The sequence below is a fragment of the Streptomyces sp. MST-110588 genome, assembly GCF_022695595.1.
Classification (GTDB): domain Bacteria; phylum Actinomycetota; class Actinomycetes; order Streptomycetales; family Streptomycetaceae; genus Streptomyces.
In genome coordinates this window covers 1,989,836-2,006,971 of sequence record NZ_CP074380.1, presented here as the reverse complement: position 1 = coordinate 2,006,971, position 17,136 = coordinate 1,989,836, and the positions used below count along the sequence as shown (strand labels likewise).

13 protein-coding genes and 2 pseudogenes are annotated in these 17,136 nt (G+C 70.2%); 8 read left to right on the top strand and 7 right to left on the bottom strand.

Translation table 11 applies throughout. From position 1 onward, the window contains the following. Positions 1–57 precede the first annotated feature (57 nt). The 5 genes and pseudogenes from KGS77_RS34940 to KGS77_RS08685 all read left to right on the top strand — a co-directional run. Positions 58–606, top strand: a pseudogene (locus KGS77_RS34940) (S8 family serine peptidase); the annotation flags it as partial. Positions 607–662: 56 nt separating this feature from the next. Beyond that, positions 663–1,409, top strand: a complete 747-nt coding sequence (locus KGS77_RS34935; RefSeq protein WP_347404456.1) for a S8 family serine peptidase — start codon at positions 663–665, stop codon at positions 1,407–1,409. Positions 1,410–1,602: 193 nt separating this feature from the next. Then, positions 1,603–1,950 (top strand): hypothetical protein, encoded by a 348-nt coding sequence (locus KGS77_RS08695; protein WP_242580048.1) that lies wholly within the window; start codon positions 1,603–1,605, stop codon positions 1,948–1,950. Then, a complete protein-coding gene (locus KGS77_RS08690) occupies positions 1,947–2,903 on the top strand; it encodes a WXG100 family type VII secretion target (protein WP_242580037.1) in 957 nt (318 codons plus the stop codon). Before KGS77_RS08695 ends, KGS77_RS08690 begins: the two co-directional genes overlap by 4 nt. Positions 2,904–2,926: 23 nt before the next feature. Beyond that, on the top strand, positions 2,927–3,556 hold the full coding sequence (locus KGS77_RS08685) for a hypothetical protein (RefSeq protein WP_242580034.1): 630 nt from the start codon (positions 2,927–2,929) through the stop codon (positions 3,554–3,556). Positions 3,557–3,633: 77 nt separating this feature from the next. Here the strand turns inward: KGS77_RS08685 and KGS77_RS08680 are convergent, their stop codons facing one another. Both KGS77_RS08680 and KGS77_RS08675 read right to left on the bottom strand, forming a co-directional pair. After that, positions 3,634–4,614, bottom strand: a complete 981-nt coding sequence (locus KGS77_RS08680; protein WP_242580032.1) for a PE-PGRS family protein — start codon at positions 4,612–4,614, stop codon at positions 3,634–3,636. Positions 4,615–4,748: 134 nt separating this feature from the next. Continuing rightward, complete coding sequence (locus KGS77_RS08675; protein WP_242580030.1) at positions 4,749–5,081, bottom strand: hypothetical protein; 333 nt, start codon at positions 5,079–5,081, stop codon at positions 4,749–4,751. A 237-nt stretch (positions 5,082–5,318) separates the two neighbouring features. On the opposite strand from KGS77_RS08675, the gene KGS77_RS08670 reads away from it, so the two are divergent. Next, on the top strand, positions 5,319–5,627 hold the full coding sequence (locus tag KGS77_RS08670; protein ID WP_242580029.1) for a hypothetical protein: 309 nt from the start codon (positions 5,319–5,321) through the stop codon (positions 5,625–5,627). A 129-nt stretch (positions 5,628–5,756) separates the two neighbouring features. On the opposite strand, the gene KGS77_RS08665 is transcribed toward KGS77_RS08670, so the two are convergent. The 4 genes from KGS77_RS08665 to KGS77_RS08650 form a co-directional block, all read right to left on the bottom strand. Next, positions 5,757–7,091, bottom strand: coding sequence for an SUKH-4 family immunity protein (locus tag KGS77_RS08665; protein WP_242580027.1), 1,335 nt, complete (start codon positions 7,089–7,091; stop codon positions 5,757–5,759). Beyond that, a complete protein-coding gene (locus KGS77_RS08660; protein ID WP_242580025.1) occupies positions 7,088–9,442 on the bottom strand; it encodes an ATP-binding protein in 2,355 nt (784 codons plus the stop codon). Before KGS77_RS08660 ends, KGS77_RS08665 begins: the two co-directional genes overlap by 4 nt. 149 nt (positions 9,443–9,591) lie before the next feature. Next, entirely contained in the window at positions 9,592–10,761 is a 1,170-nt protein-coding gene (locus KGS77_RS08655; protein ID WP_242580023.1) for a hypothetical protein, read from the bottom strand. Between the two features lie 281 nt (positions 10,762–11,042). After that, on the bottom strand, positions 11,043–11,453 hold the full coding sequence (locus KGS77_RS08650) for a hypothetical protein (RefSeq protein ID WP_242580022.1): 411 nt from the start codon (positions 11,451–11,453) through the stop codon (positions 11,043–11,045). Between the two features lie 336 nt (positions 11,454–11,789). Here KGS77_RS08650 and KGS77_RS08645 point away from each other — a divergent pair, with 336 nt between their 5' ends. Continuing rightward, entirely contained in the window at positions 11,790–12,098 is a 309-nt protein-coding gene (locus KGS77_RS08645) for a hypothetical protein (protein ID WP_242580021.1), read from the top strand. Further along, positions 12,095–12,934 carry a WXG100 family type VII secretion target gene (locus KGS77_RS08640; protein ID WP_242580018.1) on the top strand — a complete coding sequence of 280 codons (840 nt, stop codon included), beginning with the start codon at positions 12,095–12,097 and terminating at the stop codon, positions 12,932–12,934. The genes KGS77_RS08645 and KGS77_RS08640 overlap by 4 nt, the downstream gene beginning before the upstream one ends. A gap of 126 nt (positions 12,935–13,060) precedes the next feature. Here the strand turns inward: KGS77_RS08640 and eccCa are convergent. After that, positions 13,061–17,010: pseudogene (gene eccCa, locus KGS77_RS08635) on the bottom strand (type VII secretion protein EccCa). Positions 17,011–17,136: the final 126 nt, after the last annotated feature.

Here is a 17,136-nt window from a genome sequence, read left to right as displayed (position 1 = left end):
ACGGGGCCCGCGGTCTTCGGGCCGTGGGCCCCGTCCTGTTGCAGAGAGGTGTACGGCATGAGCTTCACGCGGACGCTGCGTGCAGTGGGCGGCGCGGTTGTGGCGGGAGCACTGCTCTTCGGCACCGCGCCGGTTGCTTCGGCAGATCAGGTCAGAGACGGCCAGTGGCCACTCAAGGCGTTCAAGGCAGAGGATATTTGGAAGATCGCGACAGGTAAGGGGATCACCGTCGCTGTCATCGATGATGGAGTCGATTCCCAACACCAAGACCTTCGCGGCAACGTGATCGAGGGGAAAGACTTCATCAAGGGGGGAATTGCGCGCCCGGGCCCCGGGGAAAGCCATGGTACTGAGATGGCTGGCATTATTGCAGGGCATGGTCATGGTGCGGGTGGTTCAGACGGAGTTAAGGGGCTGGCCCCCGATGCCAAGATCTTGGCCATTCGTGATGATGGAGGAAAAGATGGCCTAGCGGCGTCGATTCGGTATGCCGTCGACCGTGGCGCCTCGGTGATCAACATTTCGCAGGGCACGCCCGACAGTAATGATGCTGCACGCGAGGCAGTGGCATATGCTTTGAAGAAGAACGTGCTGGTAGTGGCGGCTTCCGGGAATGATGGGAAAGGGCCTGAGGCGCAGGAGTACCCCGCCAGTTACCCGGGGTGGTGGGCGTCGGTGGAGTCGCGAATTCCGGTGTCATCTGGTCTGGCTCCAACTACGGCCCCTCCGTCTTGCTGTCCGCGCCGGCGGTCGGAATCGTCACTACCGGAACTACGTCACCCTACCGAAAAGGTACGGGTACCTCTGAAGCCACCGCATATGTATCTGGGGCTGCGGCTCTCCTGCGTGAGAAGTACCCGGACCTGACTGTCGGTCAGTTGGTCAATCGACTCGCCAAATCCGCCGGCCTCCCGGCGTCCGCCAAAGGGCTGTCGCTTCCCGACCAGAAGTACGGCTATGGGTTCATCCAGCCGCTGGCAGCGTTGAAGCGGGATATTCCGGCCGGGCCGAAGAACGGGCCGCTCAAGATGCCGAAGGCTCAGGCTTCGTCTGCGGGCGGGGAGTCGGCCGGTTCGGGTGGGGACAACTCCAAGTCGCCGGGTAAGAACGGGCAGCAGGCCGCGGAGGAGAAGAGCGGTGGGCTGAGCACCGGCGTCATCATCGGGATCGCTGCTGCCGTGTTGGTAGTGGTGGCGGTCGTCGTCATCCTTGTCGTGCGGGGGAAGAAGCGGCGTAACGGACCGCCGGCCGGTGGCCCGGGCGGCCCCGGTGGTTACGGGGGTGGTTACGGTGGCGGCTATGGCGGGCCTTCCGGGTACGCGCCGCAGCAGCCCAACCCGTATCAGCAGCAGGCGGGTTCGCCGGGCGCCTACCCGCCGGCGCCGCCGACGCAGCCTCCGGGGCAGTGACGCCCCTTCCACAGCAGTGAGATGAGACCCGCGGCCTTCCGGCCGCGGGTCTCTCTCTTTTTCGGAGCGGAGGCAATGGGGAAGTCTTGGGAGGGTGTTGGGACGGAGTTGGGGTGGGGTTGAAGGGTTCATGTTGTTGTGAATTTAGGGTGGGAGGGATTAGCGATGCGTTAAGGGAATAAGGGGGAGCGGTATGGGGAGCGGGTTCCAGACGGATCCGGAGGCGATCCTCGGCTATGCGATGGCGGCCGAGCGGCAGCATGAGGAGATTCCCCGGATAGGGCTGGCGTTGGCGCATGTGGATGTGCCGTCCGGGGCGTTCGGGCATCTGCCGGATTCCGATGAGTTGCACAGTGCTTACAACGAGCATGCGGAGGCCGCGCAACAGAATATTAAGGACCTGGCGGAGCTGGTCCAGACGGCGGCCGAGAGCCTTCGGGAGGCGGCCGGGAATTACTTCGCGAATGAGTACGCGCTGCAGGCGGGCTTCGGAGGCGGCAACGGCGGTAGCGGTGGCAGCGGCGGGGGTGTGCAGGCGTGAGTGCGGGAACGGCGGCGTATGAGTGGGTGAGCCGGCAGGGCGAGAAGCTGCCGGACATCGCTGAGGTCCACAGCAATGCCGAGCACGGGATCGACGCCGGGCTGGACGACGCCATCAAGTGGTTCCTGGACAAGGTCGGGCTGATGGAATACCTCGAAAGAGTGACCGGCATGCCCAGCCAGCTCACCGCCGCGGCGCAGGAGTGGAAGGCGCAGGGCGAGGCGCTCCAGAAGGTCGCGGAGGGACTGCGCGCGGGGGCCCGTTCGCTGCCGGACCAGTGGCAGGGTGAGGCCTCGGATTCATTCGGTCGGGGGATGGGACGGATCGTCGACGCGATTGACGGAACCGGCGAGGAGATGGGCCAGACGGCGCAGATCCTCAGTCAGGCGGCGGCGGAGTGCAAGCTGGCCGAGGACACCATCGTCGCCATCATCCGTGAGGCGATCGAGTGGGCCGTGATGACGCTCGCCGCGATGGTGATCACCGACATCCTCACCCTGGGCCTGGCCACCGTCGTGGACGGCCTGGTGGCGGAGGCGGAGGTCGCGGTCTTCATCGCCCGCGTCGAGCGGGTGTCGGCCAAGCTCGCCAAGACGCTTGAGGAGCTGATGAAGGCCGTCCGTGAGATGAAGCAGGGCGAGAAGTCCTTCAAGCGGATCAACGAGGCACGTAAGGTCGCGGCGCAGCTCCGTAAGCGGGGCGGCATCATGGACGCGGACCGGTACCGGACCAAGGACTGGTGGGCCCACCACATCGTCACCGGTCAGATCAAGGGCCATGGTTCCGTGCCCATATTGAACGGCCTCACCGGCCTGACGGGTGAGATTCCGGAGCCGGCGAAGGAAGCCCTGGGCAGTGATACCGCGAAGCGGTCCTGGGAGCGCGACGGCAAACCGGCGGCGGACAAGCCGTACCGCGTGCCCAAGGGCAGCATCGAGGACACCTTCGGATGACCTGTGCCGGAGGAGGGATTGTGGTGCCCGCCGGGCGCGAATGGCTGGTCGGGCATGCGTCGGTGTACCTACGTGCCGGTGAGGTGCTGCGGGGTGCCTTTCCCGTACGGTTCGACCCGCTGGTGCCGGAGCGGGTGCCGAAGGCGTACCGGCGGCCCGTACCGCAGGCGGCGGGGGACTCGGGACGGTCCAAGGGCTGCTCGGCGTGGCTGCTGTGGCCGGTGAAAGCCGTGGCGGCTGCCATCAGCCTGCCGGCGGGCCTGCTGGAGGAGGGCGGCAGCCGCACCTGGCGAGGCATCAGGCGCGCGTTCCGCGGTCCCGTCTGGCAGGGCGGCTGGGAGAGCGCGGCGGGGCGGTTCGTGATCGCGGGGCGTACGGGAGGTGTGGAGGGCACCGGGTACGACAACGACGCCTTGGTGCTTGTCTTCACCGATCAGCGGCTGCTGCTCCTGAACGAGCCGGGCTCGCCGGAGCGGGTGGCGGCGCAGTTGCTCGGTGAGTGGTGGCGGGGGCAGTTCGCGGAGCGCCGGGAAGGACATCCGGCGCGTCATCGCTACCGCGTGGACGTGGCGTTCCCGGACGGCTCATGGGTGGCGCTGTCGGCCGACGAGCGGGATCATGTACCGCGGATCTCGGGGCTGTTGCGGGGCTGAGGTCCGCGGATGAGGGGCGGGCGTCCATGCCGCCTGCCTCTTTCCGCCTGCCTCTTTCCGGATCGGGCTCGCGCGGGTCAGCCGAAGACGGCGCGGATTTCGTCGGTGACGTCCTGGTGGCGGGTGGCGGCCCCGCCGGTGCGGCTGTCGACGTGTTTCTGCGCCGCCGTGAGGCCGCGGTCGGTCAGGTCGTCCCGGGCGTGGTCCACGTACGTCTGCGGATCGGCCAGGCTCTGGGCGGCTTCCTTGACGCCGTCGACGTACTCGCCCGCCTTCTCCTTGCCGATGTCGGCGGTCTCGCCCAGGTCGATTCCGTCGCGGGCTCCGAAATGGCTTTCGACGCCCTGCTGGGCGACGTTCTGTGCCATTTCGGTGGCGGCTTCCTGCGCCTTGGACTTGGCCTCTTCGACGACCTGTTCCTTGACGGTCTCCTTGACCGTTTCCTTGACGGTCGTCTTGGCGTAATCCATGGCCAGCTTGCGGGCTTCCTTTGACACCGCCTTCTTCGCCATGTTCTTCACGGCGTCCATCGTCGCGTGCTCCATCGCCTTGGTGGCGGCTTCGACGACCTCGCGCTTGATCTTGTTGAGGATCTCCCGGACGGCGATCCGGGTGACCTGTGTGGCACCCAGTGCGCCCACTTCGGAAAGGCCGAAGGTAAAGGGCGCGGCGGCCTGAGCGGCGATGATCTCGGTGGCGAGGATGACGAGCTGGACAATGACCGCGATCTTGCCCGTGAGTACGGCGAGGGCCGCCGCGCCGAAGGCGACGGCGATCACCTCGGCGGCGAGCTGGGCGTCCCGCAGGTAGTTGTCCGAGCCGTTGCTGCCGGAGAACGTGCCCCATTCCTTGCCGAAGCCCTCGACCGCCTCACCCGAGTTCGCCGACAGGACCTCGGCGGCGGCGGAGCTCCCCCGGGACGACGCCTCTTCGACTTGGGTGGCGAAATTGCGCCACGTCTCGGCGCACTTGAAGAGCTTGTCCTCGTCGGCCTCCGGCCAGTCGTAGCCGAGCAGATCGAGAACCCAGGCGACCTCGCCCGGCAGCGTCAGAGACACAGTGGCCGTCCCCCGTACGGTTGCAGCCGGGTGCCGGCTGATGTGCGGAATGGGTGGTGGTGCACGGAATGGTCGCGGTGCGGAAGGGCTGAGGCGCGGAAGAGGGATGATTTGCGGGAGGGCGGGCGCGGGGCTCAGATGGCGGGGCGGGAGACGTGGCTGATGACGTGCAGGCCCTGCTCGTCGGAGTCGGCATAGGTCCTGGCCATGGCCTGGAGGTTGTCGCCGATTTTTTCCAGGCGTTCGCCCAGGGAATCCATCGACTCGAACATGCCGTCGCGGATGGGCGTGTAGATCGTTTCGAAGATGTCCCCGAAATCCGCGCCGTCCCAGGGAGTGCCCAGAGCCTTAAGATCATCTTGTAGGGTCTTGGACGCCTTGGAGAAATCCGTACCGATGCCGACGAACGCATCGCCCTGAGCTTTCAGTACATCCGGATCGACGTCGAACGCCTTGCCTGTCACCACGGCCCCCCGATTTTCCCGCTCGGCGGGAATCGCTCCAGCGCAACCAGTGCGCCCAGCTTATGTGTTCTTAATGCATCCGTGTCAAGGTCGCCGGGAATCCGTGGATGTCACGGATGGGGGCCGAAGTAGTGTGATGTCGGGGCAATGGGCGCCATTCGGCCGCGTAAAGGTTCGAATGCGTCATCGAGGCATACGCGTCGTGCGCGGCCGAACACGCGTCCCTTACCATTCCCGCTTATGAGTGAATCCGCCGAGCCCGCGCACGAGGAGTTGCCCGCCGGGAGTGGTGGACGGCTGACGCCGCGTCAGGCGCGCCGCATACGGGTCACCGCGGCCTCCGTACTGATGGCCGCGCTGGCGGCGGTCCTCGTCGTACGCCTCGCCAGCCGTACGTCGGTCCTGGTCGTCGGCGTGTACGGAGCCGCGCTGGTGCTCTGCGGAGTGGTGATCGAACTGAGCCGGAACGGACGGACGCGGCTGGGGACCTGGCTGTTGGGCGTCGGTCTGGCAGCAGCGCTGGCCTGCGACTGGCTGTTGCTTCCCTGAGGGGGAAGCTTGAGGGGGAAGGGGAAAGGGGGAGACCGGGGCTCCGGGGCTGCGGAATCCCGGCCCCTGGTCTCCACCCCCGGTCTCCTGTCAGACCTTGTCAGGAAGGGCCGTCAGGTCGTCAGGTCGTCAGAACAGGCCGTGCCACATCTGCTCGACCACGACCGACCACCAGTTGTTGTCGCTGTCCAGCGCCCAGGAGTCGATCGCCGCGAGCTGCTCCTGGAAGCCGGCGACCGCCGCGCCCGCCGCGTACGGGTCCATGCCCCGCATCCGCTCCCGGGTCACGGTCAGCAGCGCCAGGGACCGCAGGAAGGACGAGAGCGAGGCGTTGACGAACCGTCCGCCGCCCGAGGACGGCTGCACCGCCCATACGGTTCCCACCAGGTCCTGGTTGTCCTCGGGTGCGGTGCACTGCACGGTGATCGCGTACAGTCCGTCCGTCCCGATCCGGACATGGCCCGCGAGGGTCTCCAGCGGCCCCGGCTCCGCCTGGGTCCCGACGGCGCGCAGATGACTGGCGGCGTCGGTGAACAGGCCCCCGGCGGGCGGGTTGTCCGACCGGTCGGCGGTGAAGAAGTACGGTACGTCGAAGGGCAGCCCGGCCCAGGTCAGCGTCTTCTTGGCCGCGTCGGGGAGCGGGGTCGCCGCGATGTCGTCGGCGTCGTGGCGCAGTACGCCCTGCGGGCCGAAGACCTCGGCGAGTTGCTTGCCGAGCGCCACGTCCCGCACCGGCTCGGCGGCCGGTACGTGCTGCGGCAGCGGCAGCCGGTGCGGTCGCGGCGGCGCCGGCCGGCCCGTGAGCTGGTGCATCATCTCCACGTGCCGGATCAGTCCGGCGACGCCCTCGGCGCGCTCCTCGGGCTTCATCCCGTACCCCTGTGTGCAGGAGTACTGGGCGTTGGGGAAGGCGCGGAAGACGAAGTCGCCGGGGTAGCCGCCGGGCAGCAGCGCGGGGCGCAGGTCGGTGTGCAGGGCCCGTACGTCCTCGCCGCGTACGCCCATGCGCTGCAGCTCGGCGTACACCTGGTGCTCGACGGGCGGCAGACCCGGCCCGGAGACGCGGGCGAGGGTGGTCTCCTGGCCGGTGGCGGGGTCGTCGTAGGTGGCGACGGCGGTGTTGCCGGGGCCGGTGACCGGCGGCTCGGCCGGCGCCTGCGCGGGCGCCGGGCTGCCGCCCGCGCCGTGCTTCTCGCGGTACATCCGTACGACCTCTTCGACGGGCACCGACGGCCATACGGTCAGTTCGCCGCTCGTCCGGTCGACGACCCCGCAGGCGGCGCCGATCTCGGCGGGCGGCCGGCGCTGACCGGTCACCGGGTCGACCTCCGGCGGCGGCGGAACGGCCCACACCACCCAGCCCAGATCGAATTCCTGCATGCCGACCTCACGCCGGGGGCCCTGGTGACCCTCGGGGTTGAGCCAGCGGTCGGCGGTGGCGTGAGCCTGCGCCTGGGTGATCACGAGTGGTCTCCTTCTCGGCCGTGTGGGCCGTCAGGGGTGGGGGTGGGGCCGGGGCCGGGGGTGTCGGTGGGCGGTGCTGGAGTGGCGCCGGCGGTGGCGTCGGTGGAAGCCGTGGCGGAGACACCGGTGGGGGTGTCGGCAGTGGCGGCGGCAGTTGCGTCGGTGGAGGCGTCGGCGGGCGCACCGATGGAGCCGCCGGCGGGGGCGGGCGCGGTGATGTGCAGTGCCTTGGCGCCCCGCGCGGTGGCGAGCACGAGGACGCCTTCGGGCGAGAGGTCGGCGCCGGTGAAGGGGGTGTCGCTGATCAGGGCGGCCACCACCTGCCCGCTCGCCCGGTCCCAGATGCGCAGGTAGTCCGCGCCCCGGCTGAGCCCGAGCGGCGCCGCGGTCCTGGCTTCCTCGGAGGGGAGCAGCACCCGTGCGGGGTCGGTGTCCACGTACCCGGGACGCAGCAGTTCGTGGACGAGTACGGAGGACTCCGTGCCGTCGGAGGAGCCGCTGACCGGACGGGAGCCGGGCGTGCCCGGCGGGACGACGAGGACGGCGACCGGCAGCGGCCCGGCGCCCCCACCGCCACGCTGCTCCCCGGTCTGCGCCCCGGTCTCCGCCGCGGTCTTCTCCCCGGCCTGCTGCTCGGCCGGCCCGGCGGCCGGCCCGGCGGCCGGCAGGCTCCCCGCCGTCACCGCGCTCACCCCCGCCACCGGCAGGCTCCACAGGGTGCGCCAGGGCAGCTCCAGCCCGAGGCCGTGCAGCGCCTGGGCGTACGGAGCGAGCCCGTCCTCGACGAACGCGGTCTCCAGGAGCGCCGCCCGCATCGCCACCGGCGCCTGCGACCGGGTGAGCAGTGGAGCGGTCCGCAGGTACGTACGGGCCGGGGCGCCGAGCGTCTCCGGCGGTACGGCCTCCACGGCCGCGCGCAGCGGAACCGGGTCGGCGTACGCGAACAGCCCCGGGTCCGTGAGGAGTTGGGGCAGCAGGCCGGCGTCGAGGGTGTGTCCGGCGAGGTGGTCGCGGATGTACGGGTCGGCCTGCGACCAGTCCTGGTGCGGTACGGCCTCCAGCAGCGCCATGGCGATCCGGGTCTGGGCGCCCCGGGCGTCGGGCAGGCCGGCCCGGATCTCGTCCGCGAGGGCGGGATGTGCCAGGCGCAGCAGCGTCCGCCCGCCCGCCCGCGATCCGTCCACGACCGCCTCGGGCCCGTCCCCGGCCGCCTCCGACCCGTCCCCGGACTCCGCGCCCGCGCCGGACTCCGCTTCCGTGTCCGGCTCCACCCCGCCCGTCTCCACCGGCTGGACGAACGGCCCGGCCACCAGCATCCCGCCCGCGATGTCCTGGCGCAGGTCCCGCTCCGCGACGGCGTTCGCGAGCGTTCCCCACAGCTCGGCCGGGAGCCCGTCGCCCTCCGCGAGCGCCAGCGGCGCCAGCATGAGCCGCAGGGTCTGCGGATCGGTGCCCGCCCGCCGCGCGTGCAGGTCGAGCGCCTCGCCCACGGTACGCGGCAGAAGCGATTCATCAGCCGGATCGAACCCGTCGGGCAGCATCAGCACGCACTGCACGGCGAGCTGGGCGGTCAGCCGGTTGCCGTCCGCCCGCCGGGCGATGGCCTCGGCCAGCGCACGCCGTACGCCCGGGTCGCTCGTGAACGGCAGCTCGGGCGCGCCCGACCGCGGATCCAGCGCCGTCTCGGCGTGCAGGACGAGACCCTCGGGGTCGGCCCACCGCGGGTCGTCGAGGTCGATGATCTGGCCCTGGCCGGCCGGCAGCGACTCCACCAGACCGGCGGCCAGTTCGCGCGGTGCCTCCGCGAGCAACTGGACGGTGCCGGTTTCGGCGAGCGGCTTGAGGACCTCGTGTACGAGCCGGGCGGGCTCGCCACCGGCCCGTACGACACCGGCGCGGTCGACGTCCGGCACCACGACGGTCACCGGCTCGTCGTCCGTGCCGAGCGCGGCCAGCTCCCGGAAGACCTCCTCGGCGCTGGTGGCGCCCAGCCCGTAGTGATCGGCGATCATCCACAGCACCTGGGCGGCCGTGAGCCCGGAGGGGTCGGGCACGGCGGGGGCGGGCAGGTCCGGCGGTACGGTCGTCGGGTCCAGCGCGTCCAGCGGCAGCCGCTTGCGGTACTCAGGGTCGCACAGCATCAGGAAGCCGGTGATCAGACGCGAACGGCCGCTGCCGGGGCTGCCCGTGACCACGACGACCCGCGGCGCGCCGGGCCAGCGCATGCGCCAGGCGGCCAGTGCGCGCAGCACGGCGGTACGGCCGCCGATGTACGGATGCGGGAGGTATCCGTCCAATCCGTCCAGCAGGTCCAGGTCGGCGATCTCCTCGCCGTCCGATGTGGCGCTCATGAATTCCCTGTCCCCCATGAACCGTAGCTTTTCATCGTCGCGGACGCCTGCGTGCGCCGGTCGATCCTATGATCCGGGACGCGCGGGGCCCGCCGGGAAGTTCCCGGCGGGCCCCTGCCGTACGGATCTCCGCCCGCTTCCCCGCTCTCTCACGCACCGCTTCCGCCGTACGGATCGACGCGCACCGCCTCCGCCGTACGGATCTGCGCGCGGCCCTCCTGCCGTACGGTGCTACGCGGGCGGCGGGCCGAAGCCGCCCTGGGGCGGCGGCGGTGCGGCCGGCGGAGCCATCGGGGGCATCGGCGGCGCGGGCTGCGACCAGCCACCGCCCTGCGGAGCCGGGAAGCCGCCGGGAGCCGGGTGTCCGTATCCGGGGGGCCCGGCGGGCGGATAACCGGGTGCCGGCGCACCGTACGGCGCTCCCATGCCAGGAGCCCCCATCCCCGGAACCCCCATCCCGGAACGCCCATGCCGGGAACACCCATCCCCGGCATCCCCGCAGGAGCCACCGGCTCGCCGCGCCTGCCCATCAGCACCAGGATCGTGATCGACCCGAACAGTTCCAGCAGCGTCAGCACCCGGCCCAGCAGCGCACCGCCCTCCGCGCCGGATTCCAGGTGGAAGAGGGTGCCGGTGACCAGCATCGAGGCCAGGCTGGAGAGGGAGGCGGGCAGCAGCAGCATCGCCAGGCCCAGCGAGAAGCCGCGGGCGGACACCCGCCGGGTGCCGGCCAGCAGCGCGCCGATCGAGCACAGCGGGATGGCGGTCAGCCAGAACCAGCCGGGAGCGACGGCCAGGAACGCGAGGAGCAGCCCGTGGCCGAGGAAGAGGGCGCCGAGACTGCTGCCCGGCATCTCCACCAGCGCGTAAACGATCCACCCCAGGTAGCACAGTGTGATGGCGCCGAGGATCAGGGCGCCGACCGTGCCCGCGGATCCGGCCGGCCGTACGGGCGGATGGCCGGGCTGCGGCCGGCGTCCGGGCCAGGCGCGGATGCCGGCCACCTGCACGACGGCCGCGGCGAACGCGAAGAGCAGCAGCCAGAGGGAGGAGATGAGGACCGCCTCCATCGTGGTGCCGGTGTCCGGGTTCTGCGGCATCCCGACGAACCAGCGGTTGTCCGATGTGTGGGAACCCGCACTGACGACGACCTGCAGCCGCAGGGCGAACGACAGGGCGGTGGCCGTGGCGAGCAGCCCGCCGGCCGACCGCCACCCGGCGAACGCGGACCACGCCGCGCTCGCTTGCAAGATGGCCAGTCCGATGTCGTAGGGGGTGGTCACCAGGGCGGCGTTGGAGGAGGCGGCCTCCTTGGTCACACCTCGCGTCCAGTATTCCCACATGGCTTCGGTGCCGGCATGCGCGACATCGTGGCCCAGCCAGTACGCGGTGTGCAGAAAGAAAAGAAGGCAGAATATGCCGGCGGTGATACGTGCACCGTTACTGAGCACCCGAATTTGTGGCATTTGCTCCGCTCTCTCCTGCGCGCCGTGCGGAAGACACGCGACCGCGCAGGATAGCAACGGCGGCGGGAACGGGGGGCCTTGTCCCCGGTGGGTGGCCCGCCTCGTCCCTTGCTCCCCGGTGGACGCCTCGTCCCTTATCCCCGGTGGCCCGGCCCGCTGTGGCCCTTGCGCCGTGGCGTGCTGATGATGCCCGCCGTGGGGCCGTCGCGCTCGGCGCGCTCCCGGTCCTCCTCTTCCTGCTGCTGCCGCTTCCAGCGCTCGACCAGTTCGCGCTGGGCCTCCCGCTCCTGCGTGGTCTGGTTCTCCGCCGCGTGCCGGATCTCCTGAATCCGGTCGCCCAATGCGTCCATGTAGCGCTCCGTCTGGATGGCTTCCTTCATGCCGATCCGCCCGGAAAGCACCTCCTGGGCCATTTCCTGGAGCTTGCCGCCCACCTTGGGGTTGGTCGCCAGCGTCTGCAGGGCTTTGCGCAGCCGGTGCGCCTGCTCGGGATCCTGGGCGACGTCCATCAGGTCCTCGTCCCGGATCTGCCGTTCATTGCTCATGTGTTCCCCCAGAGAACTCCGTGGTACAGCAACCGCTCGTGCGGCACCGGCGTCACGAGTCTAATGACGGCGCCGAACATTCGGTCAAGACGGCGGTCGCGGCGGTGCCCGATACGGTGCCCGATACGGCAGCCGAAGCCGTGGCCGACGCAGCGGGCAAAACATCGGTCGGGGCGGGTGGTTGGCATTACGGGATCTTGATCCGTTTTCCTTCCGTTTTCCTTCCGTCCCGGCCGGCGCCGACCGCGAGGACGGCACGTCGGCGGCTTTCCGGGTGTGCTAGACCTGGGGCGGTGTTCAGCGGGTTTGCCGCGCCCATCAATACGGGGAGAAAAGATGTCCGAAGAGGTCCGGATCAGTACCGGGGAGTTGCACAGGCTCGGTACGGCCTTCGAGATGCACGCGGACGACCTGGGCCGGCAACTCACCGCTTTCAGACGGCGGACCGATGCCGAGGCGCTGTGTGACGGATTCGGTTCGCGGGAGGCGGCCGGTCCCTTTCTGGAGATGTACGAACAGGCCGAGCGCGCGCTCGTACAGCTCCAGCAGCGCCTGGCGGAGGTCGGTGGCGGCATAAAGGAGAACGCCGCCGGCACCGAAGCGGCCGAAGAAGAAATCGCCGAGATGATCCGGAGTGTTCAGTGACCGAGCGGCGTGACCCGGGAGTGCTGCACGACGCGGCGGCCGGCTGGCGGGACATGGGCAAGCACCTGGACGGCCTGGTGCGGGATCTGGACCGTCAGGTGGCCAGGGCCGCGGCGGAGAACTGGCAGGGCCCGGCGGGCGAGGCGTTCGCGGCGGACTGGCACCGGCTGAAGCGGACCGTGGACGAATCGCTGCCCGCCTTCGAACTGGCCGCCGCCGACCTGGAGAGCGCCGCCGCACATCCCGCGGACAGCAAGGGCGGCGGCGACGCGCCGGCCGAGGACTCCTCCGACGGCGGCTCCCGGTCCTCCGGTTCCGGCTCCCAGACGGCGTACGGCTTCATGGCCCTGGGCCAGATGGCTACTTCCCTTGGCGGGATGTTCGGCGGGCGGGGCAAGGGCGGCAAGGGCGGCGGCCAGGGGCAGCGGCCCGCCCTCCACGGCGAGTGGGCCACCTCCTCCGCGCCGTCGGGCCCCGACCCCTTCGGCCCGCCCGGGACCGGCTCTTCCGCACGGCGCGGTGGCGAGGGCGTGGCGAAGGGGGTGCGTACGGGCGTGAGCGCGGCCGGCGGACCCGCCTCCGTCACGGGCTCCGGCGTGGGAACACGTACGGGATCCCGTACGGACGCCGCCACGGCCGCGGGCGCCAAAGACACCACGGGCACGCAGGTCGGCTCGGGCGCGAAGGGCGGCTCGGGCGAGGCAAAGCCCGCGGACGCCGGTACCGGCACCGGCCCCGGCGCGGGTGCGGAGAAGAGCGGCAAGGAGAAGGGAACCAGCGCCGCACCGGCCGCCGCGCCGCGGACCGACGTCCAGCGGCACGGCGCCTTCGGCTGATCCCAGGCCCTCATACCCCCCGAATCCCCGTACCCCCTCACCCCCACTTCCCCGCACAACGGCGGTGGGGCGCCCCTCCCAGGAGGAACGCCCCACCGCCGTCTTCGCATATCGGCGTACACCGGCTCAGCTGTTGGGTGGCAGCCAGCCCGTCTGGACGAGCTGCGCCCCCCGCTTGCGCGTGATGAACTGCGCCCGTCCCGGCGTCAGGCTCGTCGCCTTGATGTTGCCGAACAGCGGCCCTCGCCCGGGTCACCGGAGAGGATCAGACCCTGCGCGCCGAGTTCCTTGGTGCGCTGCATGACGGGCTCGAAGGAGGACCGTCCCGCGCCGGAGGAACTGCGCGCCAGGATCAGCCGCAGGCCCAGGTCACGGGCGAACGGCAGGTACTCCACCAGCGGCATGAGCGGGTTGCCGCTGCTGGTCGCCACCAGGTCGTAGTCGTCGACGATGACGAAGGCGTCCGGCAGGTCGTACCAGCTACGGTTGCGCAACTGCTCGGGCGTGACGTCCGGGCCCGGCATCCGGCGGCCCAGCGAGCCGGCCAGTCCGGTGATGACCTCCTGCAACTGCGGCCCCGCCGCGCAGTACTTGTAGACATGGCTCTCCGGCACCTCGCCGAGCAGCGCGCGCCGGTAGTCCGACACGACCATCAGGGCCTTGTCCGTCGGGTAGCGCTCGGCGATCTGCTTGGCGAGCAGCCGCAGCAGCGAGGACTTGCCGGACTCGCTCTCTCCGTAGATGACCAGCAGCGGGTCGGTCTCGAAGTCGATGAACGCCGGGGAGAGCGTCGTCTCGTCGACACCGATGGCGATACCGTGCTCCGGGTAGTCGCCGCCCCGGGGCAGCTCGTTGACGTGGAGCATGGTCGGCAGCATCCGCACCTTGGGGGCCGGTTCCTTCTGCCAGTGCTCCTTGACGGTGGCCACCAGGTGCGCCATGCCGTCGCTGAGGGACTCCGGGTCGCTGATCCCGTCGATGCGCGGCAGCGCGGCCAGGTAGTCCAGCTTCTCGGGCGACAGACCGCGGCCGGGCTTGCCCATGGGGACGTTCTCGGCGCGCTTGCGGTCGAACTCGGACTCCATCGGGTCGCCCAGGCGCAGCTCGACGCGGTTCAGGAGCTGGTCGCGCAGGGCCGGCCGGACCTCGGTGTACCGGGACGAGCCGATGATCAGGTGGATACCGAAGCCCAGGCCGCGGGTGGCCAGGTCCAGGATCACCGGGTCGAGCTGCTCGTAGTCGGTCTTGAAGGTGCCCCAGCCGTCGATGATCAGGAAGACATCGCCCCACTTCTGGTCGGGGAAGGCGCCCGCCGCACGGCGCTGGCGGTAGGTCCCCATGGAGTCGATGCTGTTGGAGCGGAAGAACTCCTCGCGCTCGTTGAGGATGCCGACGACCTCGGAGACCGTACGGCGGACCTTCTCGGCGTCCAGACGTGAGGCGACCCCGCCGACGTGCGGCAGGTCCTCCATGGCGAGCATGCCGCCGCCACCGAAGTCCAGGCAGTAGAACTGCACCTCCGCCGGGGTGTGGGTGAGCGCGAAGGCGGCCATCGTGGAGCGGATCAGCGTCGACTTGCCGGACTGCGGACCACCGACGACCAGGCCGTGGCCGGCACCGGCGGAGAAGTCCAGGTACATCACGTCGCGGCGCTGCTCGAACGGCTTGTCCACGAGCGCGACCGGCACGACCAGCTTGCCGAGCGCCGTGTACTCCGGGGCGTGCACGCCCCGCTCGGGCGTGACCGCGAGCGCCGGGAGGAGCTGGTTGACCGTCGGGGGCTCGTCCAGCGGCGGCAGCCACACCTGGTGCGCCGGCGGGCCCTGGCCCTGCATCCGCTGGACGATGACGTCCAGGACGGTGTCGGCCAGCGCGTCGTCCTGCTGCGGGGCGACGGGCTCCCGGGGCGCTTCCTCGATGACCTGCAGGGCGACCGGCGCGGCGGTGAACGGTACCGGCCTGCGGTGCGTACGGCTGCCGCCACCGCCGCTGGTGGCCCCGGGGCCACGGTAGGGACCGGAGACGTAGGCGGCCTTGAACTGCACCATGGTCTCGGTGTCGTACTTCAAGATGCCCGAACCCGGCACGTTCGGCAGGTGGTAGGCATCCGGGACGCCGATCGCCGTACGGGACTCGGCCGCGGAGAAGGTCCGCAGACCCAGCCGGTAGGACAGGAAGGTGTCCAGGCCGCGCAGCTTGCCTTCCTCCAGGCGCTGCGAGGCGAGCAGCATGTGCACACCCATCGAACGGCCGATCCGGCCGATCTGGATGAACATGTCGATGAAGTCGGGCTTGGCGGTCAGCAGCTCGCTGAACTCGTCGAGCACCATCACCAGCGACGGCAGCGGGTCCAGCGGGGCGCCGGCGGCGCGCGCCTTCTCGTAGTCCGTGATGTTGGCGTAGTTGCCCGCCGAGCGCAGCAGCTCCTGACGGCGCTGGAGTTCACCGGTGATCGAGTCGCGCATGCGGTCGATCAGGCTGACGTCGTCGGCGAGGTTGGTGATGACGGCGGCGACGTGCGGCATCTCGGACATGCCGGTGAAGGTGGCACCGCCCTTGAAGTCCGCGAGGATGAAGTTGAGGGTCTCCGAGGAGTGGGTGACCGCCAGGGCGAGCACGAGGGTGCGCAGCACCTCGGACTTGCCGGAACCGGTGGCGCCGACACACAGGCCGTGCGGGCCCATGCCCTCCTGCGAGGCCTCCTTGAGGTCGAGCATGACGGGCTGGCCGTCCTTGTCGACACCGATCGGCACCCGCAGCCGCTCGTGCAGCGTGCGCGGGCGCCAGGTGCGCGATACGTCCACCGACCCGGCGTCACCGATGTTCATCAGGTCGGTGAAGTCCAGGTTGGACAGCAGCGGTTCCTCGCCGTCGGCGCCCGAACCGGCCCGCAGCGGGGCCAGCAGCCGCGCCAGCGACTCGGCCTCGGGGACCGACAGAACGTCGCAGGTGCCGGTGTAGACGGCGCCGTTCGCCGACTCCAGCACCAGCTTGTCCGGCCACACCTGTACAGCCAGACCGCCGCGGATCTCGTCCAGGTCGCCCGGCACGATCTCCAGGATCGTGACGCCCTGAAGACCCTCCGCGCCGGCGATCACCGAGTCGACCGGCACTTCACCGGCGTCCAGTACGACCACCACGTGCGGGGTGTCGCTGACCGGAGCGCCCTGCGGGTTGAAGCGGCCCCGGCCCTCCAGCTCGTCCGCGAGCAGTTCCTCGATCTCGCCCAGGTCCCCGACGATCAGCCGGCGGGTGCCGGCGCCGTCCACGGACTTGTCCTGGACGTGCGGCAGCCACTTGGTCCACTCCCACTCCGCCTGTGCGCCCGGCGACGCCACCACGGCCACGACCAGGTCCTCGGGGGAGTGCAGGGTGCACAACTGCGCGATCATGGCGCGCGCGGAACCGTACACGGTGTCCGGATCGCCGGAAATGGTCAGGTGGTAGAAGGCGCGCAGCGAGACGGCCAGCGGCAGCGCGTCCAAATGCCCGTGCTTGTCGAGGAACTCCTTCATCGCGTGCGCGGTGAGCGGCTCCAGCTCGTCCACCGGCGCGGTCTCCGGAGCCTTCAGGGGCGTGGCCAGTTGCTGCGGCCCCAGTCCCATCCGTATCTGCGCGAAGTCCTCGTCCGAGGCGCGCCGCTCCCACACCCGCTTGCCCTCGGCCACGATCGACCAGAGCTGCGCCGGGTCGGGGTGCAGGAAGAGCTGAGCGTCGCGCTGCTTGCGTGCCGTACGCCGCACTTCCTTACGCTTTTGCGTAAGGTATTTGAGGTAGTCCTGCCGCTCCTGGAGCATTTGCCCCGACGGTCCCTGCCGCGCCTTGACGATCTGGACGATCGCCATCGCGAGGGTGGAGACCACCATCATGCCGCCCATGATCTTCATGAACGGCTGGGAGCCGGGCATGAACAAGAACGCCGCCGAGGAACCCATGCCGAGCATCGGCAGCAGGTTCATCATGAGGTTGTCGTCGCCCTCGCGAGGCAGCTCCGGAGGTGCTTCGAGCGTCAACTCCTCACTGGGGACATCAGGTGGCAGCGCGCGGGGCGGGCGCTTGACGATGACAACGCTCACCGAGGCATCAGTCCTTCATGCTTCTCGCAGATTCGGACCGCCCCCGTTGGTTCGACGGTCCCCCGAGCCAAGTGCATGGCCCGACGCAGGCGTTGATCCTACTGTCCGTGGTCAAGCCCTGGGGCG